Source organism: Bradyrhizobium nitroreducens, from assembly GCF_002776695.1.
In the GTDB taxonomy this organism is placed as follows: domain Bacteria; phylum Pseudomonadota; class Alphaproteobacteria; order Rhizobiales; family Xanthobacteraceae; genus Bradyrhizobium; species Bradyrhizobium nitroreducens.
This window is the reverse complement of sequence record NZ_LFJC01000003.1, coordinates 565,579-591,015: the sequence shown is the minus strand read 5'-3', so window position 1 is coordinate 591,015 and position 25,437 is coordinate 565,579. Positions and strand designations below refer to the sequence as shown.

Below are 25,437 nucleotides of genomic sequence, written 5' to 3'. Positions count from 1 at the left end.
ATGGACCTCGCAGCCACGCATCAAGCCGTTCGATTTGACGACGTCCCGTTCTTCGCCCGACTGGCGCTGCGCCTCGCATCGCAGCTTCGGCGCGGCACCGTTCACGTGCGCCTTCCCGACCAGCGAATGGTCACGTTGCGCGGCCAGCTCCCGGGTCCGTCCGCCACGATCGAGCTCAACAATTACAGGTTCGCGCGCAGCCTCGTCATCGGCGGCGATATCGGCATGGCCGAGGCCTACATTCGCGGCGACTGGACCACGCCCGATCTCGCCCAGCTTCTCTACGTCTTCTGTCTCAACGAAGATCTGGTCGACAGCGCCTTTGCCGGAAACATGCTGGTCCGCCTGTGCCGGCAGGCGCTGCATCGCCTGCGCCGCAACACCAGGCAGGGATCGCGGCATAACATCCACCGGCATTACGACCTAGGCAACGAGTTCTTCGCGGCGTGGCTCGATTCCAGCATGACCTACTCGTCGGCCCTGTTCTCGGCTGGCACGGCCGACCTTCCCGCCGCGCAACAGCACAAATACGAGCAGCTGGCCAAGGCCATCGAATTGCAGCCCGGCCAGAGCGTGCTCGAGATCGGCTGCGGCTGGGGCGGCTTCGCCGAATTCGCTGCCAAGACTCATGGCGCCAACGTCCTGGCGCTCACCATCAGCAAGGAGCAGCATGACTTCGCCCGGCGGCGGATCTTCGAGGCCGGGCTGGCCGAGAAGGTCGAGGTCCGCTTGCAGGATTATCGCGACCAGGATGGTCGCTTCGACCGTATCGCCTCCATCGAGATGATCGAGGCCGTCGGCGAGCAGTTCTGGCCAGCCTATTTCAACCAGCTGAATCAGCGGCTGAAGCCCGGCGGCCTCGCCGGCATCCAGGCCATCACGGTCCGCGACGAGCTCTTCGGCAGCTATCGGCAGCGTGTCGATTTCATCCAGAGATACATCTTTCCGGGTGGCATGCTGCCGTCGACCAACATCCTGCGCGCGCTCGGCGAGCGCTTCGAGATGCCCGTGATTCGCGAGCGCGTCTTCGGGCAGGACTACGCCAAGACGCTCTCACTCTGGCGCGACAATTTCAGCCGCGCCTGGACCGACCTGACCTCGCTCGGGTTCGACGAGGCCTTCCGCCGCCTGTGGGAATATTATCTGTGCTACTGCGAGGCAGGGTTCAGGGCTGGGAAGATCGACGTCGGGCAGTTGGTGTTTGCGCGGCGGGGGTAACCGGCCATGCAGCACCGCTGGCTGCAAGGCTGCAGGTCATCGTCATCTGCCGTGGGCTCGGAGAAATGGCGTCCCGGGCAATAACCGTCGTCATCGACGTGCTGGCCTCGGCAAATGGTGCGCGATCGATCTTTTCATATTCTGCAAAAGAGATGCTCGGACTGCGCCAATGGTTGCAAGAGACTCGAGTCTGTAGCCTTCGGTCAACATGGCCATGAACGGCCACGCTGCAACGAGGGGGGACTGCATCCATGGAATTCGGACTCGTCGTCCTGTCGTGGCAGCGCGGCTGTCATCAATCCTCGCGGCAGGCGGTGGCCGGCGGTGCGCAAGGCCCGGCCGCGGGATTTGGCGCGCGCAACGACCTGCGCGGTCGCCCTCGATCGCCGTTGACGCGGACGCTCCTGTGTCTCGTCGTCGCGACGATGCTGACACTCCAGGCGGGCGCCGCGGGGGCTCAGACAGCCGCGGAATCCTGGCCGAACCGCGCGATCACCTGGGTGGTGCCGTTCGGGGCCGGCGGCGTCACCGACCTCGTCTCGCGCAAGATCGCGGAGCTGCTGCGGACGCGGCTTGGGCAGCCCGTGGTGGTGGAGAACCGACCCGGCGCCGGCGGGACCATCGGGACGGAGTTCGTGGCCCGGGCGCAAGCGGACGGCTACACCGTGCTCTACGCCTCCGGCGGACCGATGACGATCCAGCCGAATCTGGGAATGACGAAGCTCAACTACGACCCACTCAAGAGCTACGTCCATATCCGCGGCGTGAGCTCGGCCAACCAGATCCTCGTCGCGACCGCAGCAGCGCCCTACAGCACGCTGGCCGAGTTCGTCGCCTACGCGAAGGCTCACCCGGGCAAGGTCAATTTCGGCTCTCCCGGCCCGGGCACCGCCCAGCACCTTGCCGGCGAGATGTTCCAGGCGGCCGCCGGCATCAAGCTGACCCACGTACCCTACAAGTCGGGCTCGAGCCAGATGACCGACATGATGTCGGGCATCCTGGACGTCTCCTTCGACTACCTCGCCGTGCTCAGGCCGCTGATCGACACCGGCAAGGTCAAGGTGCTCGGCACCACCGGCACGGCGCGGCTGGCCGCGCTGCCCGACGCGCCGACGGTGCTCGAGGCCGGTTATCCCGACGCCGTCAGCGTTGGCTCGACCTGGGTCTCGGTCCCCGCGGGGACCGACCCGAGAATCGTGGACAGGCTCTCCGAGGCACTGACCGCCGTGCTCGCCGACCCCGGCATCGTCGCGGACCTCGCCAGCAACGGCCAGGTGTCGATCGCCGACAAGGGGCCGGCCGAGATGGGCCCGTTCATCGTCGCGGAGACCGCACGCTACAAGCGGGTGATCGAGAGCGCCGGCATCGCCGCGCATTAGCGCCGGCGCGCTACATCGCGCACGCGAGGGAGTGGCCGTGGGCGTGGCGCCGGCCGATCGCGAAGCCGCGCAAGGGTTGTTCGCTATTCTGTATTGGAAGGCCAAGAAATGGTGCCCAGGGGCGGAATCGAACCACCGACACTGCGATTTTCAGTCGCATGCTCTACCAACTGAGCTACCTGGGCGTGCTCCAAGAGAGGGGCCAAAGCCCATCGAGCGGGCGGTTTATAGTGGGCTCGGGGCGGCCTGTCCACCCGGCTTCGCCAAGAGGCTTCGCCGGGCGCGGCCCGGCTGTGCACAAGCTGCGGCCGCGTTGCCGCGGCCGGCGCGCGGCCGCTCGATCGTTGGATCAAGCCATTGATATTATTTACTATTCGACATCATCCACGTCGTCGTCGCGGCCGGGGATGACGTAGGAGCCTTTCAGCCAGCGGTTCAGATCGACGTCGCGGCAGCGCGAGGAGCAGAACGGACGGGTCGCCTCCGACTGCGGCTTGCCGCAGATCGGGCAGGTTTTGAGCGGGCTTACGGGCTTTTTGACCTGGTCGTCCATGATGTCGGCGGCGTGCACGGGGTGAAGGGGTTCAAGAGCCTGGCGGCAAACGGGTTCCTCGGGAGGAGGCGCATGCGCGCCGTCAGGCCATTCTACTGTGCATGGGGTTGTTTTCGCGATTTTGTCGAGCCGAGGCGTTCGGCTCAGACGGTGGTGGCGTTGAGCCAGCCGAAGCGAATCGGAAAGCCCTCGCCGCCAAGCAGGGTCGTTGTCTCGTAGAGCGGCAGGCCGACGACGTTGGTGTAGGACCCCACCATCTTGACCACGAAGGAGCCGGCGATGCCCTGCACCGCATAGCCGCCGGCTTTGCCGCGCCATTCGCCGGAGCCGATATAGGCCTGGATGTCGTCCTCCGAGAGGCGCTTGAAGCGGACGCGGGTCTCGATCAGGCGCTGGCGAAACGCCTCGCGCGGCGTGACCAGGCAGATCGCGGTGTAGACGCGGTGGTTGCGACCCGACAGCAGCCGCAGGCACTGCGCCGCCTCGTCCACCAGATTGGCCTTGGGCAGGATGCGGCGGCCGACCGCGACCACCGTATCGGCGGCGAGGATGAAGGCCCCGCGCAGCTCGTCGTCGAGCTGCACTGATTTGAGCGCCGCATCGGCCTTGGCCCGCGCGAGCCGATTGGCGCAGGCACGCGGCAGCTCGCCCCGCCTCGGCGTCTCGTCGACGTCGGCCGGCCGGAGCGCGTCCGGCTCGATGCCGGCCTGGTTGAGCAGCGACAGGCGCCGCGGCGAACCGGAGGCAAGTACGAATTTGGGGCGGCCGAGCATCAGGTGATTTGGGGGATGAAACAGGGGTGAATTGCGCGCGGAACCTATCGGAAGGGGGCTGATTTCACAACCCGGGAACCCGAGGTTTGGTGATTCGAGGAGATGCCGAGATTCGTGTGCCTGCGGTCTGTGACGCCGGTGTTACGCCTTCTTCGCCTCTCCCCGCACGCGGGGCGAGGGAGAAGAGGCGTCCGGGGCACGAGACTAACCGCTCGCCGCACCGACCTTCGCAAACCGCCGGCGGATGCGCATCATCAGCTGGTCGCAGACCTCGCGATAGGCGGCGAGCTTCTGGTCACGGCTGCCTTCGATGGTGGTGGGATCCTGCGTCGGCCAGTATTCGACGTCGGCGGCGAGCGTCCGCGTCAGCTCCAGCGCCTTGTGATGCGCCTCGGGCGAGAGCGTGATGATGAGGTCGAAATTCAGCCCCTCCCAATCCTCCAGCTCCTCGAAGGTCTGCGGCTTGTGGGCGGAGATGTCCTGGCCGAGCTCGGCCATCACGGCAACGGCAAACGGATCGAGCTCGCCCTTCCTGGCGCCGGCCGATTTCACGTAGAGGCCCTGCGGAAACATGTGCTGCAGCAGGCTCTCGGCCATCGGCGAGCGCACGCTGTTCATCGCACAGGCGAACAGCACGGACTGCGGATTGCTTGCGCGTGGCGGCGCAGCCATCGCTCACGCTCTTTTGGTCTTGCGCATGATCCGATCCGAAAACCGGTTCCCACTTTTCGGGATCATGCGCGTTTAACCCTTCCAATGAAGGACAGTGATGAGCGTGAACAGCCGGCGCGAGGTCTCGAAGTCGACCCGTACCTTGCCCTTCAGCCGCTCCTGCAGCGTGCGCGATCCCTCGTCATGGATGCCGCGCCGGCCCATGTCGATGGCCTCGATCTTGTCGGGGGTCGCGGTGCGGATCGCCTGGTAGTAGCTGTCGCAGATCATGAAATAGTCCTTCACGATCCGCCGGAACGGCGTCAGCGACAACAGATGCGCGACGACGGGCGTGCCGTCCTCGCGGCGGATGTCGAACATCAGACGGTTGCCGGTGATGCCGAGATGCAGCGTGAACGGGCCCTTCCCTTCGGCGCCGTCGGGCGCGAACAGGTTCTGCTCGATCAGATCGTAGATCGCGATCGCACGCTCGTGCTCGATGTCGGGGCCGGAACGGCCGATCGAGTCTTCGTCAAGCGTGACCGCGACGATGCGATTGTTGGAGTCGTCCTGTTCGGGCGGCTTTGTCATGACAGATTGAGGCGCAATCCAATCGAGCGCGAATGGGCGTCTAGCCCCTCCGCCTTGCCGAGCGTCATCGCGGCCGGGCCCAGCGCACGCAGCTGATCCGGGCCGCATTTCAGGATCGAGGTGCGCTTCATGAAGTCGTGCACCGACAGGCCCGAGGAGAATCGCGCCGAGCGCGCCGTCGGCAGCACGTGGTTGGAGCCGCCGACATAATCGCCGATCGCCTCGGGCGTATGCGGTCCGAGGAACACCGCGCCGGCGTTGCGGATTTTTGCGGCGAGCGCATCGGGATCCACGGTCATGATCTCGAGATGCTCGGCGGCGATCGCATCCGCAAGCGGAATGCTGTCGGCCAGGTTCTTCACCAAGATGATGGCGCCGAAATCGGCCCAGGAGGGGCCGGCGATCGCGGCGCGCGGCAGCGTCTTCAACTGCGCTTCGACGGCCTTTTCGACGTCGGCGGCGAGGCGCGCGGAGTCGGTGATCAGGATCGACTGCGCGCTGGCATCATGCTCGGCCTGCGCCAGCAGGTCGGCGGCGATCCAGTCGGCATTGCCGGTGTCGTCGGCGATGACGAGCACCTCGGAGGGACCCGCGATCATGTCGATGCCGACCTTGCCGAACACCAGCCGCTTCGCGGCGGCGACATAGGCGTTGCCCGGGCCGACGATTTTTGCGACCGGCGCGATCGTCGCGGTGCCGTGCGCCAGCGCGGCCACGGCCTGCGCGCCGCCGACGCGGTAAATCTCGGTGACGCCGCCGAGATGCGCCGCCGCCAGCACCAGCGGATTGAGCTTGCCGTCGGGCGAGGGCACCACCATCACGAGGCGCGAGACGCCGGCGACCCTGGCGGGCACCGCGTTCATCAGCACCGAGGACGGATAGGCCGCGGTGCCGCCGGGCACGTAGAGGCCGGCGGATTCGATCGCGGTATAGCGCCAGCCGAGCTCGACGCCGAGCGGGTCGGTGAAGCGCTCGTCCTGCGGCAGCTGCCGGCGGTGATAGGTCTCGATGCGGTCCCGCGCGAGCTTGAGCGCATCCAGCGTCGCAGGCTCGCAGGCCTTGGTCGCGGCCTCGATCTCATCAGCGGTCACGCGCAGGCCGGATGCGTCGAGCTTCAGGCGATCGAACTTGGCGGTGGCCTCCAGCAGCGCGGCATCGCCCCGCTTGGCCACGTCGTCGACGATCGCGCGTGCGGCGGCCTCGACGTCGGCCGAGACCTCGCGCTTGGCGGCGAGGAAGGCCGCGAATCGCTGGTCAAAATCGGCGCTGCTGCGGTCGAGACGAACGGGCATGTCTGGCTTGGCTTCTGGATGGTCTTTTGGGCGGATTGGCGCACCGGGCCCCTGCTCAATGGCGCGGCGGGGAAGCGGCGTCAACCCTCGCAAGGCGCCGTCCTGGCGCAGGCCCCGGGACGGTGCGGCTGGTATACAGGCAAACTCACAGCTTCCCCTCGATCTCCACGCCCGTTCCCAGCGCGTCCGCCCCGAGGTCGGTGAGCTCGCATTCCAGGCATTCGACGTCGAGCCGGACGGCGCCGCCTTGCGCGAACAAGAGCAGGGCGCTGCCGCCAGGCTCCGCTTCGCGCCCGTCCCGCGGGTGAAACTCGATGCCGACGAGGTCCAGGACCTTGTCGGGAGCGCCCAAGTCGATGTTGCGCGATTTGCAGGCGAGCACGCGGTCGAAGCGGAGCGCGGCAACCAGCCGGCGCGGCTCGGCCTGCCCTTCCAGCGTCTGCTCCCAGTCCAGCCGGCTCATCCCGACCACAAGCCGCTTCTCGGCCTGCCGCCAGATGATGTCGGAGATCTGGACACGGGCGTCCTGGACATGGGTCGAGATCACGGCGAGATCGTCGGCGTCGAGGGCGATCAGTTTGAGCTGGGGCGACATCGCCGACGCTTCTCCTTCGGAGTGGACAGGCCTCAACGCGCGCAGGCCGCGATATTTCCGCACAAACTAACGGACCGGCCGGCTAGAGGCTATTGATATCCGCCATCTCCAGCACCTTCCGCGGATACCCTTCCCGGACGACGCGGATCATGCCGCGGCCGATCTGCTCGGTCGAGGTGACGAGCCGCGGCGATATCAGGCGCAGCACCGACCAGAGCGGCCCGGTTGCGGTATAGACCGCCTGCACCCAGGCGGTCTTGGAACGGGCGCCGTGCAAAGGCTGGATCGCGCCGGGCCGGAACATGTAGGCGGCCCTGAACGGCAACTTGAGCAGATCGTTCTCGGTCTTGCCCTTGATCCGCGCCCACATCCGCGAACCCTGCTCGGTGGAATCGGTGCCGGCGCCGGTGACGTAGGTGAACACCATCTGCGGATTGAGGCGCGCCAGCGTCGTCGCCGCCGCAAGCGTCAGGTCATAGGTGAGATGGCGGTAGCGTTCCTCGCTCATGCCGATCGAGGAGACGCCGAGGCAGAAAAAGCAGGCGTCGTAGCCGGTCAGCTGCGCTTCGATTGCCGAATAGTCCAGGAAGTCGTGGTGGATGATCTCGACGAGCTTGGCGTTGCGCACGCCGGTCGGGCTACGGCCGACGACGAGCACGCGGTCGACGCCGGCATCGACCAGGCATTCGCGCAACACGCCCTGCCCAACCATGCCGGTCGCACCGAAGATGATCACCTTCATCGGAATGTCCCCGCCGGATCCGCGGCTCATGCCGCGGCCGCGATTTCGTCGAAGGATATACCGGTCAACGTCGCCGAGACATCCCACAGCATGGCGGCGACCGCCAAGTCCTTCGCGTGCGGCATGATCTTCGCCGCCGCGGGTGCCCCCTTCATTTCGTAGAATCCGTTCGGACCGTAATAGCCGCCGGGCTCCGCCGCGGGGGAGGTTGCAGCGAACAGCGTCGGTAGTGCGCCTTCGGCGGCGGACTGGCTGAACAGCGGCTGGAGCAGCCGGCCGACCCGCCACTGGAAGGTGTTGGCGCCCGGGCCGTTCGCGATGAGATCGGTGCGCGCAAAGCCGGGATGGGCGGCGATGCTCCTCACGCCCCAGCCTGCCGCATCGCTGCGACGCTGCAATTCGAGCGAAAACATCAGCATCGCCAGCTTGGACTGGCTGTAGGCGCGCCACGGACGATAGGAATGCTTGCCTTGCAGATCGTCGAAATCGATCGCGCCGGAGCGGTGCGCAAGGCTGGAGAGATTGACGACGCGCGGCGCTGTCGCCCGGCGAAGCTGCGGCAGCAGGCGTGCCGTCAGCGCGTAATGGCCGAGATAGTTGGTACCGAGCTGCATCTCGAAACCATCCTCGGTCTCTCGCCGCTTCGGCAGCGCCATCACGCCGGCATTGTTGACGAGGAGATCGAGCTGCTCGTTGCCGGCGGCAAAGCGGCGGGCGAAGTCGGCGACCGAGGCAAGGCTGGCGAGGTCGAGAGGCTCGTAGGCGATCAGCGCGCCCGGGAACCGCGCACAAATGCCTTCGATCGCCCGCAGGCCCTTTTCGTCGTTGCGTCCGGTGAGTATGACAATGGCACCGGCGCCCGCCAGCGCCATCGCCGTCGCGTAACCGAGGCCGCCCGTCGCTCCCGTCACGACGGCGGTCTTGCCGCCGAGCGAGGGGATGTCTGCCGTGGTCCAGTCGGTCATGCCAGATCTCCGTCCGGGGCTGGAACGAGGCCCGCGATCGCTCTAAATGTGCACTTGGTGCAACTTTGCAAGAGGTGACACAATTTGAAGACTTCGAAGGTTGCCCGGAAATTGCCCGCGAAGGGAAAAGCCCCTGATGTCACCGGGCTGCGCCAGCGCAAGCGGCAACAGACCCGCGCGCGGCTGACAAGGGCGGCGATGACGCTGTTCCTGGAGCGCGGCTTCGAAGCCACGACCATCGACGACATCGCGGCTGCGGCGAACGTGTCGCGCCGCAGCTTCTTCCACTATTTCGCGTCCAAGGAGGACGTGGTCACCGCCTGGCAGGAGAATGCCGCCAGCGCGCTGGTCGACGAGGTGGTCGCGCGGCCAGCGGACGAATCCATGCTGACCGCCGCGGAGAATGCGATCGCGGCAGTGGTCAAGCGGCTCGATCCCGCGGAAGCCGCCGCGATGTCGCGGCTCAAGCGCGACAATCCCGCGCTGCAGGCGCGCGATCAGCTCAAATACGAGACGATCGAGCGCGCGCTGGCCGAGGGCCTTGCCCAGCGCGGCCGAACCAGGTCCGACCGGCAGAAGGCGCGGCTCGTCGCCATGATCGCCACCGGCGCGATGCGCGTCGGCGGCGACAGCTGGATCGGCGACGGAGCGCGCGAGAAGCCGGAGGCCTTCGTCAAGCGCACCTTCGATGCGATCCGGGCGATCTTGACGTGAGGTGCCTTACTCCCTGAAGAACGCCAACAGGTCCGCGTTGATGGTTTCGGCGTGCGTGGTCGGCATGCCGTGGGGGAAGCCCTTGTAGGTCTTCAGGATGCCCTTCTTGAGCAGCTTGGCCGACAGCGGCGCGGAATCGGCGTAGGGCACGATCTGGTCGTCGTCGCCGTGCATCACCAGTACGGGCACGCTGATCTTCTTCAGATCCTCGGTGAAGTCGGTCTGCGAGAACGCGACGATGCCGTCGTAATGCGCCTTCGCGCCGCCCATCATGCCCTGGCGCCACCAGTTCTGGATCACCGCTTCCGACGGCTTTGCGCCGGGGCGGTTGTAGCCGTAGAACGGGCCGGCGGGGAGATCGCGATAGAATTGCGTGCGGCTGGCGGCGAGCTGCTTCTGCAGATCGTCGAACACGCTCTTCGGCAGGCCGCCGGGATTGGCCGCGGTCTGCACCATCAGCGGCGGCACGGCGGAGAGGATCGCCGCCTTCGCCACCCGGCTCTCGCCATGGCGCGCGATGTAGTGCACGACTTCGCCGCCGCCAGTGGAATGGCCGACATGGATGGCATTCTTGAGGTCGAGATGCGCGGTGACGGCCGCGAGATCGTCGGCGTAATGATCCATATCGTGGCCGTCGGAAACCTGCGACGAGCGGCCATGGCCGCGGCGGTCATGGGCGATGACGCGATAGCCGTTGTTGGCGAAGAATATCATCTGCGCGTCCCAGTCGTCGGCCGACAACGGCCAGCCGTGGCTGAACACGATCGGCTGGCCACTGCCCCAGTCCTTGTAGAAAATCTCGACGCCGTCCTTGGTGGTGATGATGGGCATGATCGTTCTCTTTCAGTGAAACTGGGTTTGTGTTGCGCGTGAACAAACACGCACCGACGTTGCGCAGATAGTTGCGCGAGATCTCGAATGCGACGCCTCGCATCGACCGGGATCTTGAGAATCGTGTGATCAGGCAAACGCCATCGGCTTGAAGCGGCGCCAGGCGCCGACGGTGAGCACGACGAAGAACACCAGCACGATGCCCTGCACCGCGGCGAACACCGGGCCCGACGGCGGCGCCGGCGCCACCGCCGGCGCGAGCGCGGCCAAAGCCGGCACCTTGAGGAACGACTGGATCACCAGCACGAAGACGTTGAAATAGAGCGAGATCATCGCCGTCACGATGTAGACCGGACGCCAGACGCCCGCGAGCTTCATGCCGTACAGCGCGAGGCAGGCGATCGCGAGCAGCACCAGCGAGATGATGCCGATGATGTGCGAGGGCAGCAGCTCCTTGAACGGAAACAGGAAGCCGGTGGCGCTGGTCAGGATCGTGAACGACAGGAAGATCGCGGTGAGGCCCGGCATCGACTTCGAGCCGAGCAGGCCGAACATCACGACGAGGCCGGCGGCGATGGCGATCAGGCTGATGACGACATGGACCATCGTGAAGGCGGGCAGGCTCAAGCCAAGGACCATGGCATCTCTCCTAACTCTCCGTTGAGATTCGGCAGAGTCGTATTACGGTCCTCATGCGATTACCATCTGCGTTGTCGTCACATGCATGTGCGCAGCCATGCGTCATCGTGCGAATCGACAAACGCATGGCTGAATTTTTTGCACCGCTGTCACAAACGGCGGCAGTTCTCGACGAAAGTCGAATCGAAGTCTCACACTTCCTTGGTGTCGAAGATCAGGAGATCGGCACCGCCGCTCGCAAATTTCGGCACGTCGCCTGCGGCCGCCTTGCCCGCTTCGCTGCCGAAGGCCTTCTGGATGTCGCCCACGCTGTCGAAGGTGAGAATGGCGACGAGATGAATCCCTGACGGCCCGGCGGGGGACCCGACCGCGCCGGTGCTGACAGCGTACTTCTTCAAGCCGGGAAGTTTCTTGGCGAGCGGAATGTGGGTCTCGGCATAATGCTTGTCGAAGGCGGCAGCATCCTTGGGCGTCTTGTAGAGCACGACGAGTTCGGCCATTTAGTCCTCCCTTGGGAATCTTTGTTCTTCCGCGCGCGATTGGCCTCGCGACGAGGCGATAGTCTGTGGGGCGCGGCAAGATGGCAAGTCCCATTCGTCTTGCCAACTGCTTGTCTTCTGCTCGACTAAAGCGCCGGTTTTGCGGCGTCGCCGAGATAGCCGTGCAGGGAGGCCACGACCTGGGCGCCTTCGCCGATGGCGCCGCCGACGCGCTTGACCGAGCCGGAGCGGACGTCGCCGACGGCATAGACGCCGGGCACCGAGGTCTCCAGCGGCGCCACGAGGCGGCCCTGGTTCTGCTCGGACTGCGCGCCCGTGACGACGAAGCCGCCGCGATCGAGCGTCACGCCGCAGCCGTCGAGCCAGGCGGTGGCGGGATCGGCGCCGACGAACAGGAACAGATTGCGGATCTCCGCAGAATCCTCGTCGTCGGACAGCCGGCTCTTCCAGCGGATGCGCCGCAGCAGCGCGGCCTCGTCGCCCTCGAGCGCGGTGATCTCGGTGTTGAACATCAATTCGATGTTCGGCGTCGCTTCGATGCGCTCGATGAGATAGCGCGACATGCTGGCGCCCAGGCCGCCGCCGCGGATGATCATCAAGACCTTCTTGGCGTGACCCGACAGGAACACGGCGGCCTGGCCGGCCGAATTGCCGGCACCGACCAGCGCGACCTCTTCGCCGGCGCAGAGCTTCGCCTCGACGGGCGAGGCCCAATACCACACGCCGCGCCCCTCGAATTTGTCGAGGTTTGCAATGTCAGGCCGGCGATAGCGCGCGCCGCTCGCGACCACGACCGAACGCGAGCGCAAGGCATCGCTGCCGTCGAGCGCCACCGAGAACGCGCCGTCCCTGCGGGTGCAGTCGAGCGACTTCACGGTGACGGGGATCATGATGTCGGCGCCGAATTTCTGCGCCTGGGTGAAGGCACGCGCGGTCAGGGCCTGGCCGGAAATGCCGGTCGGAAAGCCCAGATAATTCTCGATGCGCGCGCTGGTGCCGGCCTGGCCGCCGAAGGCGCGGATGTCGAGCACGGCCACAGACAATCCTTCGGAGGCCGCATACACGGCGGTGGCGAGCCCGGCCGGTCCGCAGCCGACGACGGCGACGTCGTAGATGCGGCCATCCGTGGCGCCGCCGATCATGCCGATGGCGCGGGCAAGCTCGGTCTCGCTGGGATTGCGCAGCACGGTGCCGTTGGCGGCGACGACCAGCGGCCAGTCTTCGGGCTTGGGCGAATAGCGCGCGATGACCTCGGCGGCGTCGCGATCGCGCGCGGGATCGAGCAGATGATGCGGCTGGCCGTTGCGGGTGAGGAAGCCCTGCAGCCGCACCACGCCGGCGGAGTTCGACGGGCCGATCAGCACGGGACCGCCGATGCCGCCCTGGATCAGATTGACCCGGCGCAGGATCAGCGCGCGCATGATGCGTTCGCCGAGCTCGGCCTCGGCGACCAGCAGCGCGCGCAGCCGGTCCGGCGGCAGCAGCAGCGTCTCGACATCGCCCTCGGCGCGGCCGTCGACCAGCGCCGGCTGGCCCGAGAGCTGGCTGAGCTCTGCCAGGAACTGCCCCGGCCCCTGGTCGATCACCGGCGTGACGTGACCGAGCCCGTCGCGCTGGGTGATGGCGACATGGCCCTTCAGCACGACGAACATGCCCGGCCCCGGCTTGCCGGTTTCGAACAGGAACTCGCCGTCCCGATAGAGGCGGACCTCGCCAAAGTGCCTGATCCGCTCGATCTCGGCCGGCGTCAGCGCTGGAAAGGTCTGTTCGGGGCGCGTGAACCGCGACATCATCGCGTCATCACCGCTTGGTTGCTGTCCGTCCTGCCCCATCGTCATTCTCGCTCATTCCAATCTGCTAAGTGCCGGCTTTGCCGGCGGCCCCCTCATTTAGGGAACCCTCGTCGTTTGGCGAGGGCTCGCCGCTTGCGGCGCGTTCGCGCGCCTGCAGCTTCCGCCGCTTGAGGTTTTCGCGCAGCGCCGATTTCAACCGCTCGTCGCGGGACGTCTTCGCCTGGGTCGCGCTCTTGTCGTTCTCGTCAGTCATTGCGGGTCCGATACTGCCATCGGCGATAACATGCCCGGAGAATGCGGCAGCTCAAGAGGCCTCTCGCGATCCGATCGTGCGAAACTCGAAATGGACCGAATCCGCCCCCTTGGCCACCTGGCCAGTTGGCGGGGATGAGCGGAGCTCGAATCAGCGCGAAGTGGGCCGTTTCGAGCCAAAACGAGCATTTTGGCCTCGATATCGGCCCGATTTTCTCGTTTTGACCGGCCGAGCAAGCTTGCGCAGGAGGGGGGCTTGTGGCAGATATCGGCCCGCTTGGCAGGGCCCCTCGGGCGCCCGATTCTTCACCAGCACATGCTGCCGTAGCTCAGTGGTAGAGCACTCCATTGGTAATGGAGAGGTCGACAGTTCAATCCTGTCTGGCAGCACCATTTTTCCCCTCACTGCAAGCTTTCTGCCGGCCCGCGAGCCCGCAATATCCACGGATGCCATCGTGATCACACGTTCCCTGCCCTACGAAGGACTGCTCCACGAGATCGTCGAGCATAACGGCGTGCTCTATCTCGGCGGCATCGTTCCTGAAGATGCGGCGCTCGACATGGCTGGCCAGGCCGACGATGTGCTGCGCCAGCTGAAGACGCTGCTCGATGGCGCCGGCTCCGATCTCTCCTGCGTTCTGCAGGTGACGATCTTCATGGCCGAGCTCGCCGACAAGGCGGCGTTCAACGAGGTGTGGAAGCGCTATTTCACCGCGGACCATCTGCCGGCGCGTGCGGCTGTTGGCGTTGCGGATCTCGGCCCGGGCGTCAAGCTGGAGCTGACGGCAATCGCCGCCTGTCGCTGAGCAGGCGACACCGGCGGAGCGGGAGCGCGCGGTCGATTTGTGTTCGCGCAAGAGCGCGCGATCATTCGGTGTTCCAAACATGAAGCGGCGTTCTCGCGGCGTGAATCGCCCGAGTTTTGCTCTTCTCTTTCGCCCTCTCTTGTGAAGAGGGCGCAGGGAAGACCGGGTGCCGGCTGGCACCCATGACCCGCTGCGCGAAAAATTTGCACACGCAAATGCGCAGGCGGAGAACAGGTGGGCCGGAAAACACCCGGCCTTCCCTGCGCGATGGTTTGACGGCCTATGCCTGCTCTCCCCGGAGCCGAATTCCTTCTGGCCTCCGTCACGTCCGCGAAAGGCGATGCACCGCATCCGGTTGGCCGCTGCATCTTCGCGAAGGCTTGGCTGTAGCAACGACAGCCAGGACCACATGGTTTAGCCGTACGCCACTGCGCCGTTCGTCACACGGAGAAGGACTTCACGAGGATCACCCGCCCTGGTCCCGCCTTGCCGTGCCCGACGCAGCCGCGTCCCACCGCCACCCAGCCCACATTCGTTGCGACGTACGATCGCCCCTCTCCTTGGGCCGGGATGGCGGGAATATGCCGCGAATCCGAATTTCGGTAAAGTGGAATATTTTCACAGGAAGGGCTTGACGGAATTGGGGTGTTTTGCCCGACGGGCCGACGCGGGTAAGGTTAATGCTTCCTTTCGATTGTCGGTAAAATTTTATCCATTATCGTGCTCGTCATTGATGACGAACCAGGGGCTCCGATCGTGCTTGCGCTTTTCTTGATCGTGACTGGGACTGCGCTGCTTCTCTCCGGCATCGTTGCCTTCGGCCTTCATAGAAACTCGCTGCACTCGATGGCGCTGCTGTAGCCGGACCAAATTCGTAGGATGGGTCGAGCGGAGCGAAACCCATCGCGGGTTTATCTGGTGCCGAAGCATGATGGGTTTCGCTTCGCTCGACCCATCCTACGCACTACGCATCATCAATTGTCGTTATCCGCTGCGCGTCGCGCGAACCGATCGTCCGCCCGGCGCAGCCGCCGGCACAGCTCGCGGTTGACGTTCTGCAGGACGATCACATAGGCGTGGATGTCGGCCTTGTAGCAGGCGTAGAGATTCTGGGCGGTCAGCTCAAACAGCACCGTCGGCGCCTCCGCGACCACCGTGGCGGAGCGGTTCTGCATCTCGATCAGCGTCATCTCGCCGAAGAAGTCGCCGGGCTGCAGAACGGAGATCGGGATGACGCTGCCTGCGCTCGTCCGTTTGCTCACCGCGAGCCGGCCGGACTTGACGATGAACATCGAACGTCCCGGCTCGTCCTCCTCCACGACAGTCGCGCCTGCCTCGAAGCGGCGCTCGGCCAGCATCGACATCAGGAGGTCGAGGCTTCCGTCCGAAAGCCCGCCAAAGAACGGCGTCGCGAGCAGGAACGCTCTCAGATCAGGGGCGGTGACGGTCATGGCGCGAGGTTACGCCGCGTCGCTGACTGCAGCAAGATGAGCGGCGTGAGCGTGGAGAGAACCGCAGCTCACGACTCCGCAGCCTATTGCCGCACGACACTTTCCCCGCGCAGCGTTCGTCGCTTTCGCCATACCTGCAGGTCGATCATGACCTTGATGGTCGCCGCGAGAACCGCGGCGCACAGCACGGCCTTGGAGACCGTCTCCATCGTTCCCTCGATCAGGAGGCAATGGACCACGCTGCCGAGGACGATGACGATGGCGAGCGGCATGTGAATGAAGCGCCAGGTTCGCGGGCGCAGCTGTAGCCGCCGGCGCAGGGACGCCAGCAGTGCGACAATGAAGATCGCCCACATCGCGGTCACGCCGAACGGCGAGAACGGCGTCGGCGAGGTGTAGGTCAGCGCGTCGATCATATCGGGCGGGCTGGTGATCCAGAGGCCGGCGACGTGAACCACCACGGCCAGCACCAGCGCGCCGCCGATCCAGTGATGGGCGCGCCGTCCGCGGTAGGCCGACAGCGGCGCCAGATAGCCGCCGATCAATAGCGGCTGAACCAGCACGAGCGCGAGCGCGAGGATCCCGGCGAAGCCGGCGAGAATGTAGACCGGCCCGCGCCAGGCGAGCTGCTCGCTGGTCGCAGCCAGCGCGACAGGCACGCCAAGCGCCAACGCGAGGGCAACCCAGATCAGGATCACCCGTGCCGATCGCCACCCCGTCATGCGCTGGGCCGATCAGGCCGGCTGCAGCACGAAGTGCGCCTCTAGGCTGGTTTCCTTGGCGCTGCGCATCACCGGGCGCAGGAACACTGTCTTGAACTCGCCGCTGTCATAGGCGAGGTGGCCGTGGGGCTGGCCGAAGATCGGGATGATCTGCGGCATCTCGAGCCGGAACTTGCCGTCCTTGTCGGTGAGCGTGGCGCCATGGCTCTGCGGCTCGTGCTCCTGGCCTTCGACCGTGTGCGCCCAGATCTGGATGCGCTGGCCTGCGAGCGGCGCCCCATCGCCGGCGCGGCGCACGGTGCCGCTCATCCAGAAGCCGCCCTTGCCGATGCGCTCCACGATCGCCGCGCCCTTGCGGTAGTTGTTCGCCCCGCCCGACATCGACTCGGTGGGCGCGAGCCCGTCGGCGCGGGCCGGCAGCAGGAGCCCGGGAATGCCGGTCGCCAAAATTCCGGTTGCGAGGACGGACCCGCCGGCAGCGAGGAGACCCCGGCGGTTGAGCAGGACGGTAGTCATGTCGGTTCCTCCCGGCGACGGGGCAGTTGCTTTCGCAAGCTACAACAACAGGCGTGAAACGCACAGTTGCGACGACAGGCGCCTAAGGTCGCAATAACAGTGTTGTGAACGATGGCGTCGCCGCCCAAACTGTAGGACAACAGTGTCCTCCCGACACTACATGTGATGCCGCAGACGCGCATTCTCGCGCGGCCCCTCCCCTTCAGGTGCCTCCCCATGATCCCCTTCTCCGTGCTCGACCTCGCGCCGATCTGCCAGGGCGGCGACGCCGCGCAGGCGTTCCGCAACTCGCTCGATCTCGCCCGGCATGCGGAAGGCTGGGGCTACAAGCGATTTTGGCTCGCCGAGCATCACAACATGACGGGCATCGCCAGCGCCGCGACGTCGGTGGTGATCGGGCACATCGCGGGCGGGACGACAACGATCCGCGTCGGCTCCGGCGGGATCATGCTGCCGAACCATTCGCCGCTGGTCATCGCCGAGCAGTTCGGCACACTGGCCTCGCTCTATCCCGGACGGATCGACCTCGGGCTCGGGCGGGCGCCGGGCACCGACCAGTTTACGGCACGGGCGCTGCGGCGCGACCTCGCCACCAGCTCGGAGAACTTTCCGCAGGACGTGCTGGAATTGCAGGCGCTGCTCGGTGACGCGCAGCCGAACCAGACGATCCGCGCCGTGCCCGGCATGGGAACGAAGGTGCCGCTGTGGATATTGGGATCGAGCACCTTTGGCGCGCAGCTTGCCGCCATGCTCGGGCTGCCGTTCGCGTTCGCCTCGCATTTCGCGCCGCAGATGATGATGCCGGCGCTGCGCGAATATCGCGCGCGCTTCGAGCCGTCGGCGCAGCTCGACAAGCCCTATGCGATGATTGGCGTCAACGTGTTCGCGGCCGACAGCGACGCCGAGGCACAGCGGATATTCTCCTCGCTGCAGCAGGCGTTCATCAATCTGCGCCGCGGCACGCCGGGCCCGCTGCCGCCGCCGGTCGACGACATGGACGCGCTGTGGTCGCCGGCCGAGAAGGCTATGGTGGGGCAGTCGCTGTCGTGCTCTGCGGTCGGCTCGCCGGGTGTGGTCGAGGCGAAGCTGAGGGCGTTGATCACCGATACCGGCGCGGACGAGTTGATGACCACGGGCCAGATCTACGACCACGCGGCGCGGCTGCGCTCGTTCGAGATCGCGGCGGGGGTAAGGGAGAGGCTGACGATGTGAGCGCGGTCGAGCGCCGACGAAGCTGCGCCCCCTCCCCCGCCTGCGGGGGAGGGCTGGGGAGAGGGTGTCTCCGCAAAGGGACACTCCCCAGGAGGAGAGAGCCCTCACCCCAACCCTCTCCCGCAAGCGGGAGAGGGAGTTCACCGCGTTTGTGGCGACAACTCGAATTCTAATCCGGAAAGCCGAAAAGCTTGGCCGGATTGTGCACCAGGATCTTCTCCAGCTCCGTCTGGTCGGCGGCGTAGCGGTACATCAGCTCGAGCAGATCGGCGTCGTTCGGCGGCTGCTTCACCGAGACCGGATGCGGCCAGTCGCTGGCCCAGACGCAGCGGTCGATTGCGGCCTCGATATAGGCGCGCGCGATCGGGATCACGTCGTCGTAAGGAGCTCCGGTCTTTGAGGTTTTTTCGCCGAGCGACAGCATGACCCAGAAATTGCCCTTGCCGAGCAGCTCCAGCATCTTGCGCAAATTCGGATCGTTCCTGCCTGCTTCGGGGTCCGGGCGCGCCATGTGGTCGATCAGCACGGGCACGTCGAGATTCTCGTATTTGGCGACGCTCGACATGATGCCGTCCTTCTCCGGCTGGATTTTGGCGTACCAGCCGAGCTCGCGGATGCGGGCGATGGCGCGGGCGAAATCGGCGTCCGACAGCACCGCGCCCAGCTCCTGGCGGAAGCTGAAGCGCGCGCCGCGCACGCCGGCGTCGTGCAGCTTGGCGAGATAGGCATCGTTCGCTTCCGCGAACACCAGCGCATTGGCGCAGCCGCGATAATTCGGGCCCATCGCCGCGAGCCCGTCGAGCACGACGGCATGGTCGGCGCCGTAGGTCGTGGTCTGCACGATGATGCCGCGCTCGATGCCGAGCGCCCTGTGCATGCGCAGCGCCGCTTCCCAGGTCGCGGTCGGCATCCGATAGGCTGCGCCGGGACGCTCCGGATATTTCTCGATCGGACCCAGCACGTGGAACTGGCTGTCGACGGTCTTCGGCGGCGGCGCCTTGCTCGGGCGGCGCGGATTGGGATCGAACGGCAGATAGGTCGGCATGTGCAAAACTCCCTCAGTCGATCACGGCGGTGAAGTCGCACTGCACCAGCGCGCCGCCATCCATATTGTCCATCGGCAGCGCGTGACGCGCGGGCCGGGAATGCTCGTCCGGAAACATCTTGAGCCATTCGACATTGATGGGCCCGCGGTTGCCGCGGTCCTTCAGCCACACCGTCATCTTGATGATGTCGGAGGTCGAGCCGCCGGCAGCCTCCACCGTCGCCTTCATATGCGCGAACATGTTGGCGCATTGGGCATCGAGGCTCTCCGGCATCGCGTTGGTCGCGGGATCGCGGCCGAGGATGACGCCGGACATCACGAGATTGCCGATGCGGCAGGCGTTCGGAATCGGGTTGACGTGCTTGAAGCCGCCGATGTGGATGCTCTTGCGCCGTGTCATGGTGCGCTCCCTCTCGATATCTGGTTCAGACGAACTGGCACGACACCGAGCCGAACGCGCCGTAATCGGCGTGGAAGGTGTCGCCGCGGCGGATGTCGACGGGCCGCGTGAACGAGCCCGCCAGCACGATCTCGCCGGCCTTGAGATGCTCGTCATGCGGCGCGAGGCGGTTGGCCAGCCAGGCGATGCCGTTGGCGGGGTGATTGAGCACGCCGGCGGCAAGCCCGGTCTCCTCGACCTCGCCATTGCGGAACAGCAGCGCGCCGATCCAGCGCAGATCCGCATCCATGGGGCGGATCGGCCGGCCGCCAAGCACCAGCGCGGCATTCGCCGCGTTGTCCGAGATCGTGTCCATGACCTTGCGCGTCTTGCCGGTCTCGGGATCGACGCGGTGCATGCGCGTCTCCAGGATCTCCAGCGCGGGCGTGACGTAATCGGTGGCGTTGAGCACGTCGAAGATGGTGCAATCCGGCCCCCGCAGCGGCGCCTTCAGCACGAAGGCGAGCTCGACCTCGATGCGCGGCGCGTGGAAGCGGTCGAACGGGATCGGCGTCGCGTCGGCATAGAACATGTCGGCGAACAGCACGCCGTAGTCGGGCTCGTTGATGCCGACCGCGTTCTGCATCGCCTTCGAGGTCAGGCCGATCTTGTGGCCCCTGATGATGCGGCCGCGGCCGAGCTGGAGCTTGGTCCAGGCCCGCTGGACGGCGTAGGCATCCTCGATGCTGAAATCCGGATATTCCTTCGTGAACATCGGAATCAGCGTCTTTGTACGCTCGGCCTCGTCGAGGCGCGCGGCAAGGCGTTCGATCGTCGCATTGTCCAGCATCGTCTATTGCTCCGCGGCGACGGTGTTGCGGAGCACGCCGATGCGGCTCGACTCGACCTCGACGACGTCGCCGACTTTCAGCCAGCGCGGTGGATCGAAGCGCGCGCCCGCCCCGGTCGGCGTGCCCGTCACGATCATGTCGCCGGGCTTGAGCGTGGCGAAGGTCGAGAGATAGGAGATGATGAAGTCGAACGGGAACATCAGCCGCTCGGTGGTGTCCTGCTGCCGGACCTCGCCGTTGACGCGGGTGACGATGTCATGCGGCCCGCGCGGATCGAGCTCGTCCGACGTCACGATCCACGGACCGATGCTGCCGGAGCGATCGAAGTTCTTGCCCTGCGTGACGTTGAACTTGCCGTGGCGCAGCCAGTCGCGGATGGTGCCCTCGTTGCACAGGGTCATGCCGAAGATGTGCGACCACGCCTTCTCGCGCGGAATGTGACGTCCGCCCTGCCCGATCACGATGACGAGCTCGCCCTCATAGTCGAGCTGCTCGGAGACCTTGGGCTTCTCGAGCGGCTGACCGGAGCCCGTCATCGACGACATGCTGCGCACGAACAGGCTGGGATATTTGGGCAGGTCGGAATTGTCTTTATATTCGGCGTTGCGCTCGGCGTAGTTGACGCCGATGCACCAGAGCTTTTCCGGCGCCAGCACCGGCGGCAGCAGGACGAGCTTGTCCAGCGCGTAATCGGGCTTTTGTCCGGCGACGGCCTCCTGCGCGTCGGCGAGCGCGTTGGCGGCGATCAGCGCCTTCACGTCGGAGAAGTCCCGGCCGATCCGCCTGGTCAGATCGATGACGCCATCAGCGACGGCCGCGCCGTAGCGCGGCTCTCCATCCAAGAGATAGCTTACGAGGCGCATGGTCGTTCTCCAATGGTGTTCGGGCAGCGCGGCGGGCGCGCTCAGTCTTTCGATTTGGGAGTCTGGAAGACCGTGTTCAGCGTCACGATCTCGCCGAGCCGGGCGTAGCGCGGACCGCCGATGCGCGCGATCGGGTCGAGCGCTTTGGTCTCGACCTTGCCGTCGTTCACGAGGCCCTCGCGCAGATGGAACATCACGACCTCGCCGACGATGAGCCGGCTCTTGGCGTCGCCGAACTCCAGGCACTGGCGGAAGCGGCATTCCATCGCGACCGGCGCGGCGGCCAGCCGCGGCACCTTGATGCGCTCGCTTGCGATCGTCTCGAGACCCAGCTTTTCGACCTCGCTCACGTCAGACGGATGCTCGATCGATGAGTCGTGCACCGCGTTCATCAGCGGCGTATCGGCGATGTGGATGACGTATTCCTCGGTGTCGAGGATGTTGTGCGCGGTGTCCTTGTAGTCAGCACCCTTGCGGCCGACGCTGATGGCGAGCATCGGCGGCTTCTGCGAGACGAAGGTGAAGGCGCTGAAAGGCGCGAGGTTGAGCACGCCGGTGGCTGACAGGCTCGTGACCCACGCGATCGGGCGCGGCACCACGATGCCGGTCATCAGGCGATAGATGCGCTCCGCGCCGAGCTCAGTCGGATCAATCCGCATCGATCATTCAGCCCTGATGTTGGCCTTGCGCACCACCGGAATCCACTTGGCGTCCTCGCGCTCGAGATAGGCCTTGAACTCGTCCGGCGTCATCGGCGTGGCTTCGCCGCCGAGCTTCTCGAACTTGTCGACTACGGCGGGGTCCTTCAGGATCGCAGACAGCGCCTCGTGCAGCTTGTCGATGACGGGCGCCGGCGTGCCCGCGGGCGCAAACAAGCCGGTAAAGGTCTGGCCGTCAAAGTCCTTGTAGCCGAGCTCGGCGAAGGTCGGCACGTCGGGCAGCGATTTCAGGCGGTGCGGGCTGGTGACGGCGAGCGCGCGGAACAGGCCGGCCTTGATGTGCTGGAGGCTGACCGTGAGCTGGTCGAACGCGAACTGCACCTGGCCGCCGAGCAGGTCGTTGATGGCAGGCGCATTGCCGCGATAATGCGCGGTGACCCATTGCAGGCCGAGGTTCTCCTGCATCAGCTCGCTGAGCAGATGGTTGGTGGTGCCGGGGCCGGGCGAGGCCATGGTCAGCTTGCCGGGCTCGCGCTTGGCGAGATCGATGAATTCCTTGAAAGTGTTGGCCTGCACCGACGGATGCACCTCGAGCACCAGCGGTGTCATCGAGATCGTCGAGATCGGCATGAAGTCCTTCTTCCAATTATAGGCATCACGCTTGTTGATCTCGGTCGCGAACAGCACCGGGCCGTTGGCGCCGACGAACAGGGTGTAGCCGTCGGGCGCCGACTTCGCGAACGCCTCGCCCGCGATCATGCCGCCGGCGCCGGCCTTGTTCTCGATGATGAAGGGCTGGCCGAGCTTTTCCTGCAGCTTGTCGGCGACGATGCGCGCGGCGCTGTCGACATTGCCGCCGGCCGGATAAGGCACGATCAGCTTCACGTTCCGCGCCGGCCATTGCTGGCCAGAGGCAGGCCCCGCCAGCATCGCGGCTGCAGCGGCTATGGCAATCCAGATTAATCTCATGTTAACCTCCCGGCAGCGCTTCCAATTTCATGTCGAATGCCCGACGTGGCGCAAGGCAACTCGATCGGCCCGCAATCTCCAGATGCGCGCTTTACCTGTCGAGTGAATTGTGGCGTTCTTGTCCATATTATGGACAAGACCAAATTCGCCCGTCACGCGACATCACCGCGGCAGGGCGCGCAGGCGATCCGGCGCGCACTCGCCGTGCTGCGCATTCTTGCCGCAGGCGGCGAGGCCGGTGTGCCATTGGCCGAGGTCGTGCAGGCCACCGGCCTCACCCGCCCCACCGTGCATCGCATCGTGCACGTGCTGATCGAGGAAGGCATCGTCGAGCGGAACGAGCGCAGCGGCCACTACGCGATCGGCAACCAGGTGCCCGAGCTGGCGCTGGCGCGTCCCCGCCCGTCGCGGCTCTTGATCGCTGCCAATCCGTCGCTGCAACGCGCCTCCGCCGAGATCGGCGACACGCTGTTCCTCACCGTGCGCACCGGCAACGACACGCTGTGCGTCGATCGCCGGATCGGCATCTATCCGATCCAGGTGCTGTCGATCGAGGTCGGCGCGCGCCGGCCGCTCGGCGTCTCGAGTGCCGGTGTTGCGATCCTTGCGGCGATGCCGGCGCAGGATGCGCGAAAGATCGTCGCGGCCAACGAGAAGAGGTTCGAGACGTACAAGACCGACATGGCGACGGTCCTTGGCGAGATCACCGCCGCGCGGCGGCTCGGATACGGCATGAGGGAGATCGGCCTGATCCAGGGCACGAAATCGATCTCGACCTGGATCAAGACGCCCGACGGACAACCGGCCGCGGCGATGACGGTCTCCGCTGTTCGCACGAGGCTCGGGCCGAGGCGGGAGCAGGAGGTCGCGGACATCCTGCTGCGGGAGGCCAAGGTCATCGAGCAGGCGATCGGGGGTTGAGCGTTGACGTGCTGACGGTGCTCCTTCGCCTCTCCCCGCTTGCGGGGAGAGGCCGGAATTCGAGCGAAGCTTGAATTCCGGGTGAGGGGGACTCTCCGCGAGTCCTACTGCCACCGTCCCCGCGGAGACTCCCCCTCACCCCAACCCTCTCCCCGCAAGCGGGGAGAGCGGGCGCACCACCGCTGTCAATGGGCTGACGTCGCACTCCGTTTTATGGCACAACGCCCCCACCGCCGACCGACCAAACGAGGCCACGCATGCCCGCGCCAAAGCCGCCTGCCTTCGAGACCCTGAGCCTGCATGCGGGCCAGCACCCGGATCCCGTGACCGGCGCCCGGGCGGTGCCGATCTACCAGACCACGTCCTACGTGTTCCAGGATTCCGACCACGCCGCCGCGCTGTTCAACCTGGAGCGCGCCGGCCACATCTATACGCGCATCTCCAACCCGACCACGGGCGTGCTGGAGGAGCGGCTCGCCGCACTCGAAGGCGGCGTCGGCGCGATCTGCACCGCGAGCGGCATGGCGGCGCTGCATCTCGCCATCGCGACGCTCTTGAATGCCGGCGACCACATCGTGGCGTCGAGCTCGCTCTATGGCGGCACCATCAATTTGCTGGCGCACACGCTGCCGCGCTTCGGCATCACCACCAGCTTCGTCAAGCCGCGCGACCACGACGCGTTCCGCGCAGCGATCAAGCCGAACACGAAGCTCGTGATCGGCGAGACCATCGGCAATCCCGGGCTCGAGGTGCTCGACATCCCTGAGGTCGCGGCGATCGCGCATGCGGCAAAAATTCCGCTGCTGATCGACAACACTTTTGCCACGCCCTATCTCAGCCGCCCCATCGAGCTCGGCGCCGACATCGTCATGCATTCGGCGACCAAATGGATCGGCGGCCACGGCATCGCGATCGGCGGCGCCATCATTGACGGCGGCCGCTTCGACTGGCGCGGCTCCGGCAAATTCGCCGTGCTGACCGAGCCCTATGGCGGCTATCACGGCATCGTCTTCGACGAGCAGTTCGGCACCGCGGCTTTCATCATGCGCGCGCGGACCGAAGGCCTGCGCGATTTCGGCGCCTGCCTGTCGCCGACCAACGCGTTCCAGCTGCTGCAGGGCGTCGAGACGCTGGGCGTGCGCATGGACCGGCACATGCAGAACACGCATCTCGTGCTCGAGGCACTGAAATCCAGCAAGGCCGTGGACTGGGTGCTGCATCCCTCGCTGGAGACGCACGCGGATTATCAGCTGGCCAAGCAGCTGCTGCCGCGCGGCGCCGGCTCGATCATCTCCTTCGGCATCAAGGGCGGCCGTCCTGCGGGGCGCAAGTTCATCGAGAGCTTGCGCATGATCAGCCATCTCGCCAATGTCGGCGATGCCAAGACGCTGGTGATCCACCCGGCTTCGACCACGCATCAGCAGATGGATGCCGAGCAGCTCAAGGCGGCCGGCATCGGCGAAGAGCTGGTGCGGCTGTCGGTCGGCATCGAGACGGCAAGCGACATCATCGACGATCTCGCGCAGGCGCTGCGCATCTCGCAGAAGGTCTGACA

29 protein-coding genes and 2 tRNA genes are annotated in these 25,437 nt (G+C 65.9%); 8 read left to right on the top strand and 23 right to left on the bottom strand.

Translation table 11 applies throughout. The features are described from left to right. Together TSA1_RS03045 and TSA1_RS03040 are read left to right on the top strand one after the other, a co-directional pair. On the top strand, positions 1-1,218 hold the full coding sequence (locus TSA1_RS03045) for an SAM-dependent methyltransferase (protein ID WP_100175046.1): 1,218 nt from the start codon (positions 1-3) through the stop codon (positions 1,216-1,218). 251 nt (positions 1,219-1,469) lie between these two features. Then, complete coding sequence (locus TSA1_RS03040; RefSeq protein WP_100175045.1) at positions 1,470-2,597, top strand: Bug family tripartite tricarboxylate transporter substrate binding protein; 1,128 nt, start codon at positions 1,470-1,472, stop codon at positions 2,595-2,597. 109 nt (positions 2,598-2,706) lie between these two features. Here TSA1_RS03040 and TSA1_RS03035 read toward each other — a convergent pair. The 9 genes from TSA1_RS03035 to TSA1_RS02995 all read right to left on the bottom strand — a co-directional run bounded on the left by TSA1_RS03035 (position 2,707) and on the right by TSA1_RS02995 (position 8,759). After that, positions 2,707-2,782 (bottom strand) — tRNA-Phe (locus TSA1_RS03035). A gap of 185 nt (positions 2,783-2,967) precedes the next feature. Beyond that, a complete protein-coding gene (gene yacG / locus TSA1_RS03030; protein ID WP_100180940.1) occupies positions 2,968-3,150 on the bottom strand; it encodes a DNA gyrase inhibitor YacG in 183 nt (60 codons plus the stop codon). Positions 3,151-3,293: 143 nt separating this feature from the next. Further along, positions 3,294-3,923, bottom strand: coding sequence for a Maf-like protein (locus tag TSA1_RS03025; protein ID WP_100175044.1), 630 nt, complete (start codon positions 3,921-3,923; stop codon positions 3,294-3,296). Positions 3,924-4,127: 204 nt separating this feature from the next. Beyond that, entirely contained in the window at positions 4,128-4,595 is a 468-nt protein-coding gene (locus tag TSA1_RS03020) for an arsenate-mycothiol transferase ArsC (protein WP_100175043.1), read from the bottom strand. A gap of 72 nt (positions 4,596-4,667) precedes the next feature. Next, a complete protein-coding gene (locus tag TSA1_RS03015; RefSeq protein WP_100175042.1) occupies positions 4,668-5,165 on the bottom strand; it encodes a UPF0262 family protein in 498 nt (165 codons plus the stop codon). Beyond that, positions 5,162-6,457: a histidinol dehydrogenase gene (gene hisD, locus TSA1_RS03010; RefSeq protein ID WP_100175041.1), complete on the bottom strand. Its 1,296-nt coding sequence runs from the start codon at positions 6,455-6,457 to the stop codon at positions 5,162-5,164. The genes TSA1_RS03015 and hisD overlap by 4 nt, the downstream gene beginning before the upstream one ends. Positions 6,458-6,602: 145 nt before the next feature. Beyond that, positions 6,603-7,052: a DUF2948 family protein gene (locus tag TSA1_RS03005; RefSeq protein ID WP_100175040.1), complete on the bottom strand. Its 450-nt coding sequence runs from the start codon at positions 7,050-7,052 to the stop codon at positions 6,603-6,605. Between the two features lie 82 nt (positions 7,053-7,134). Continuing rightward, positions 7,135-7,794, bottom strand: a complete 660-nt coding sequence (locus TSA1_RS03000) for an NAD(P)H-binding protein (protein ID WP_174718724.1) — start codon at positions 7,792-7,794, stop codon at positions 7,135-7,137. 26 nt (positions 7,795-7,820) lie between these two features. Next, entirely contained in the window at positions 7,821-8,759 is a 939-nt protein-coding gene (locus TSA1_RS02995) for an SDR family oxidoreductase (protein ID WP_100175038.1), read from the bottom strand. An 84-nt stretch (positions 8,760-8,843) separates the two neighbouring features. Between TSA1_RS02995 and TSA1_RS02990 the strand changes: the two genes are divergently transcribed. Beyond that, a complete protein-coding gene (locus TSA1_RS02990; protein ID WP_430649757.1) occupies positions 8,844-9,473 on the top strand; it encodes a TetR/AcrR family transcriptional regulator in 630 nt (209 codons plus the stop codon). Between the two features lie 6 nt (positions 9,474-9,479). Here the strand turns inward: TSA1_RS02990 and TSA1_RS02985 are convergent, their stop codons facing one another. From TSA1_RS02985 to TSA1_RS02965, 5 genes are all read right to left on the bottom strand, one after another. Further along, positions 9,480-10,304 (bottom strand): alpha/beta fold hydrolase, encoded by an 825-nt coding sequence (locus TSA1_RS02985; RefSeq protein ID WP_100175037.1) that lies wholly within the window; start codon positions 10,302-10,304, stop codon positions 9,480-9,482. A gap of 129 nt (positions 10,305-10,433) precedes the next feature. Then, positions 10,434-10,943, bottom strand: coding sequence for a hypothetical protein (locus tag TSA1_RS02980; protein ID WP_100175036.1), 510 nt, complete (start codon positions 10,941-10,943; stop codon positions 10,434-10,436). 191 nt (positions 10,944-11,134) lie between these two features. Beyond that, complete coding sequence (locus TSA1_RS02975) at positions 11,135-11,443, bottom strand: EthD family reductase (RefSeq protein WP_100175035.1); 309 nt, start codon at positions 11,441-11,443, stop codon at positions 11,135-11,137. Between the two features lie 125 nt (positions 11,444-11,568). Next, complete coding sequence (locus TSA1_RS02970) at positions 11,569-13,275, bottom strand: FAD-dependent oxidoreductase (RefSeq protein ID WP_430649792.1); 1,707 nt, start codon at positions 13,273-13,275, stop codon at positions 11,569-11,571. 25 nt (positions 13,276-13,300) lie between these two features. Next, positions 13,301-13,489: a hypothetical protein gene (locus TSA1_RS02965; RefSeq protein WP_100175033.1), complete on the bottom strand. Its 189-nt coding sequence runs from the start codon at positions 13,487-13,489 to the stop codon at positions 13,301-13,303. Between the two features lie 317 nt (positions 13,490-13,806). On the opposite strand from TSA1_RS02965, the gene TSA1_RS02960 reads away from it, so the two are divergent. Both TSA1_RS02960 and TSA1_RS02955 read left to right on the top strand, forming a co-directional pair. Further along, a tRNA-Thr gene (locus TSA1_RS02960) sits at positions 13,807-13,881 on the top strand. Between the two features lie 62 nt (positions 13,882-13,943). Further along, on the top strand, positions 13,944-14,294 hold the full coding sequence (locus TSA1_RS02955) for a RidA family protein (RefSeq protein ID WP_100175032.1): 351 nt from the start codon (positions 13,944-13,946) through the stop codon (positions 14,292-14,294). A gap of 974 nt (positions 14,295-15,268) precedes the next feature. Here TSA1_RS02955 and TSA1_RS02940 read toward each other — a convergent pair. From TSA1_RS02940 to TSA1_RS02930, 3 genes are all read right to left on the bottom strand, one after another. Continuing rightward, positions 15,269-15,745: a cyclic nucleotide-binding domain-containing protein gene (locus TSA1_RS02940; RefSeq protein WP_100175031.1), complete on the bottom strand. Its 477-nt coding sequence runs from the start codon at positions 15,743-15,745 to the stop codon at positions 15,269-15,271. A gap of 83 nt (positions 15,746-15,828) precedes the next feature. Beyond that, complete coding sequence (locus TSA1_RS02935; protein ID WP_100175030.1) at positions 15,829-16,467, bottom strand: ferric reductase-like transmembrane domain-containing protein; 639 nt, start codon at positions 16,465-16,467, stop codon at positions 15,829-15,831. Between the two features lie 12 nt (positions 16,468-16,479). Beyond that, a complete protein-coding gene (locus TSA1_RS02930) occupies positions 16,480-16,983 on the bottom strand; it encodes a peptidase associated/transthyretin-like domain-containing protein (RefSeq protein ID WP_100175029.1) in 504 nt (167 codons plus the stop codon). A 216-nt stretch (positions 16,984-17,199) separates the two neighbouring features. Here TSA1_RS02930 and TSA1_RS02925 point away from each other — a divergent pair, with 216 nt between their 5' ends. Beyond that, the gene (locus TSA1_RS02925) at positions 17,200-18,195 is read left to right on the top strand and encodes an LLM class flavin-dependent oxidoreductase (protein WP_100175028.1); all 996 of its coding nucleotides are present in this window, start codon (positions 17,200-17,202) and stop codon (positions 18,193-18,195) included. Positions 18,196-18,364: 169 nt separating this feature from the next. Here the strand turns inward: TSA1_RS02925 and TSA1_RS02920 are convergent, their stop codons facing one another. From TSA1_RS02920 to TSA1_RS02895, 6 genes are read right to left on the bottom strand one after another with little or no spacing between them, the layout of a single operon-like run. Then, the gene (locus tag TSA1_RS02920; protein ID WP_100175027.1) at positions 18,365-19,240 is read right to left on the bottom strand and encodes an amidohydrolase family protein; all 876 of its coding nucleotides are present in this window, start codon (positions 19,238-19,240) and stop codon (positions 18,365-18,367) included. A 13-nt stretch (positions 19,241-19,253) separates the two neighbouring features. Next, positions 19,254-19,640: a RidA family protein gene (locus TSA1_RS02915; RefSeq protein WP_100175026.1), complete on the bottom strand. Its 387-nt coding sequence runs from the start codon at positions 19,638-19,640 to the stop codon at positions 19,254-19,256. 25 nt (positions 19,641-19,665) lie between these two features. Beyond that, positions 19,666-20,469 (bottom strand): 2-oxo-hept-4-ene-1,7-dioate hydratase, encoded by an 804-nt coding sequence (hpaH, locus tag TSA1_RS02910; RefSeq protein ID WP_100175025.1) that lies wholly within the window; start codon positions 20,467-20,469, stop codon positions 19,666-19,668. Between the two features lie 3 nt (positions 20,470-20,472). Then, positions 20,473-21,333 carry a fumarylacetoacetate hydrolase family protein gene (locus TSA1_RS02905; RefSeq protein WP_100175024.1) on the bottom strand — a complete coding sequence of 287 codons (861 nt, stop codon included), beginning with the start codon at positions 21,331-21,333 and terminating at the stop codon, positions 20,473-20,475. Between the two features lie 41 nt (positions 21,334-21,374). Continuing rightward, entirely contained in the window at positions 21,375-21,992 is a 618-nt protein-coding gene (locus TSA1_RS02900; protein WP_100175023.1) for a flavin reductase family protein, read from the bottom strand. Between the two features lie 3 nt (positions 21,993-21,995). After that, the gene (locus TSA1_RS02895; protein WP_100175022.1) at positions 21,996-22,961 is read right to left on the bottom strand and encodes a Bug family tripartite tricarboxylate transporter substrate binding protein; all 966 of its coding nucleotides are present in this window, start codon (positions 22,959-22,961) and stop codon (positions 21,996-21,998) included. Between the two features lie 129 nt (positions 22,962-23,090). Between TSA1_RS02895 and TSA1_RS02890 the strand changes: the two genes are divergently transcribed. Together TSA1_RS02890 and TSA1_RS02875 are read left to right on the top strand one after the other, a co-directional pair. Continuing rightward, entirely contained in the window at positions 23,091-23,882 is a 792-nt protein-coding gene (locus TSA1_RS02890) for an IclR family transcriptional regulator (protein WP_174718722.1), read from the top strand. A gap of 257 nt (positions 23,883-24,139) precedes the next feature. Continuing rightward, positions 24,140-25,435, top strand: coding sequence for an O-acetylhomoserine aminocarboxypropyltransferase (locus TSA1_RS02875; protein ID WP_100175019.1), 1,296 nt, complete (start codon positions 24,140-24,142; stop codon positions 25,433-25,435). The last annotated feature ends 2 nt before the right edge of the window (positions 25,436-25,437 follow it).

What these genes read in the sequence shown, in the direction of transcription:
- TSA1_RS03045 (WP_100175046.1), top strand. Translation starts at nt 1, where the DNA reads ATGGACCTCGCAGCCACGCATCAAGCCGTTCGATTTGACGACGTCCCG.
- TSA1_RS03040 (WP_100175045.1), top strand. Translation starts at nt 1,470, where the DNA reads ATGGAATTCGGACTCGTCGTCCTGTCGTGGCAGCGCGGCTGTCATCAA.
- yacG (WP_100180940.1), bottom strand. Translation starts at nt 3,150, where the DNA reads ATGGACGACCAGGTCAAAAAGCCCGTAAGCCCGCTCAAAACCTGCCCG.
- TSA1_RS03025 (WP_100175044.1), bottom strand. Translation starts at nt 3,923, where the DNA reads ATGCTCGGCCGCCCCAAATTCGTACTTGCCTCCGGTTCGCCGCGGCGC.
- TSA1_RS03020 (WP_100175043.1), bottom strand. Translation starts at nt 4,595, where the DNA reads ATGGCTGCGCCGCCACGCGCAAGCAATCCGCAGTCCGTGCTGTTCGCC.
- TSA1_RS03015 (WP_100175042.1), bottom strand. Translation starts at nt 5,165, where the DNA reads ATGACAAAGCCGCCCGAACAGGACGACTCCAACAATCGCATCGTCGCG.
- hisD (WP_100175041.1), bottom strand. Translation starts at nt 6,457, where the DNA reads ATGCCCGTTCGTCTCGACCGCAGCAGCGCCGATTTTGACCAGCGATTC.
- TSA1_RS03005 (WP_100175040.1), bottom strand. Translation starts at nt 7,052, where the DNA reads ATGTCGCCCCAGCTCAAACTGATCGCCCTCGACGCCGACGATCTCGCC.
- TSA1_RS03000 (WP_174718724.1), bottom strand. Translation starts at nt 7,794, where the DNA reads ATGAAGGTGATCATCTTCGGTGCGACCGGCATGGTTGGGCAGGGCGTG.
- TSA1_RS02995 (WP_100175038.1), bottom strand. Translation starts at nt 8,759, where the DNA reads ATGACCGACTGGACCACGGCAGACATCCCCTCGCTCGGCGGCAAGACC.
- TSA1_RS02985 (WP_100175037.1), bottom strand. Translation starts at nt 10,304, where the DNA reads ATGCCCATCATCACCACCAAGGACGGCGTCGAGATTTTCTACAAGGAC.
- TSA1_RS02980 (WP_100175036.1), bottom strand. Translation starts at nt 10,943, where the DNA reads ATGGTCCTTGGCTTGAGCCTGCCCGCCTTCACGATGGTCCATGTCGTC.
- TSA1_RS02975 (WP_100175035.1), bottom strand. Translation starts at nt 11,443, where the DNA reads ATGGCCGAACTCGTCGTGCTCTACAAGACGCCCAAGGATGCTGCCGCC.
- TSA1_RS02970 (WP_430649792.1), bottom strand. Translation starts at nt 13,275, where the DNA reads ATGGGGCAGGACGGACAGCAACCAAGCGGTGATGACGCGATGATGTCG.
- TSA1_RS02965 (WP_100175033.1), bottom strand. Translation starts at nt 13,489, where the DNA reads ATGACTGACGAGAACGACAAGAGCGCGACCCAGGCGAAGACGTCCCGC.
- TSA1_RS02940 (WP_100175031.1), bottom strand. Translation starts at nt 15,745, where the DNA reads ATGACCGTCACCGCCCCTGATCTGAGAGCGTTCCTGCTCGCGACGCCG.
- TSA1_RS02935 (WP_100175030.1), bottom strand. Translation starts at nt 16,467, where the DNA reads ATGACGGGGTGGCGATCGGCACGGGTGATCCTGATCTGGGTTGCCCTC.
- TSA1_RS02930 (WP_100175029.1), bottom strand. Translation starts at nt 16,983, where the DNA reads ATGACTACCGTCCTGCTCAACCGCCGGGGTCTCCTCGCTGCCGGCGGG.
- TSA1_RS02925 (WP_100175028.1), top strand. Translation starts at nt 17,200, where the DNA reads ATGATCCCCTTCTCCGTGCTCGACCTCGCGCCGATCTGCCAGGGCGGC.
- TSA1_RS02920 (WP_100175027.1), bottom strand. Translation starts at nt 19,240, where the DNA reads ATGCCGACCTATCTGCCGTTCGATCCCAATCCGCGCCGCCCGAGCAAG.
- TSA1_RS02915 (WP_100175026.1), bottom strand. Translation starts at nt 19,640, where the DNA reads ATGACACGGCGCAAGAGCATCCACATCGGCGGCTTCAAGCACGTCAAC.
- hpaH (WP_100175025.1), bottom strand. Translation starts at nt 20,469, where the DNA reads ATGCTGGACAATGCGACGATCGAACGCCTTGCCGCGCGCCTCGACGAG.
- TSA1_RS02905 (WP_100175024.1), bottom strand. Translation starts at nt 21,333, where the DNA reads ATGCGCCTCGTAAGCTATCTCTTGGATGGAGAGCCGCGCTACGGCGCG.
- TSA1_RS02900 (WP_100175023.1), bottom strand. Translation starts at nt 21,992, where the DNA reads ATGCGGATTGATCCGACTGAGCTCGGCGCGGAGCGCATCTATCGCCTG.
- TSA1_RS02895 (WP_100175022.1), bottom strand. Translation starts at nt 22,961, where the DNA reads ATGAGATTAATCTGGATTGCCATAGCCGCTGCAGCCGCGATGCTGGCG.
- TSA1_RS02890 (WP_174718722.1), top strand. Translation starts at nt 23,091, where the DNA reads ATGGACAAGACCAAATTCGCCCGTCACGCGACATCACCGCGGCAGGGC.
- TSA1_RS02875 (WP_100175019.1), top strand. Translation starts at nt 24,140, where the DNA reads ATGCCCGCGCCAAAGCCGCCTGCCTTCGAGACCCTGAGCCTGCATGCG.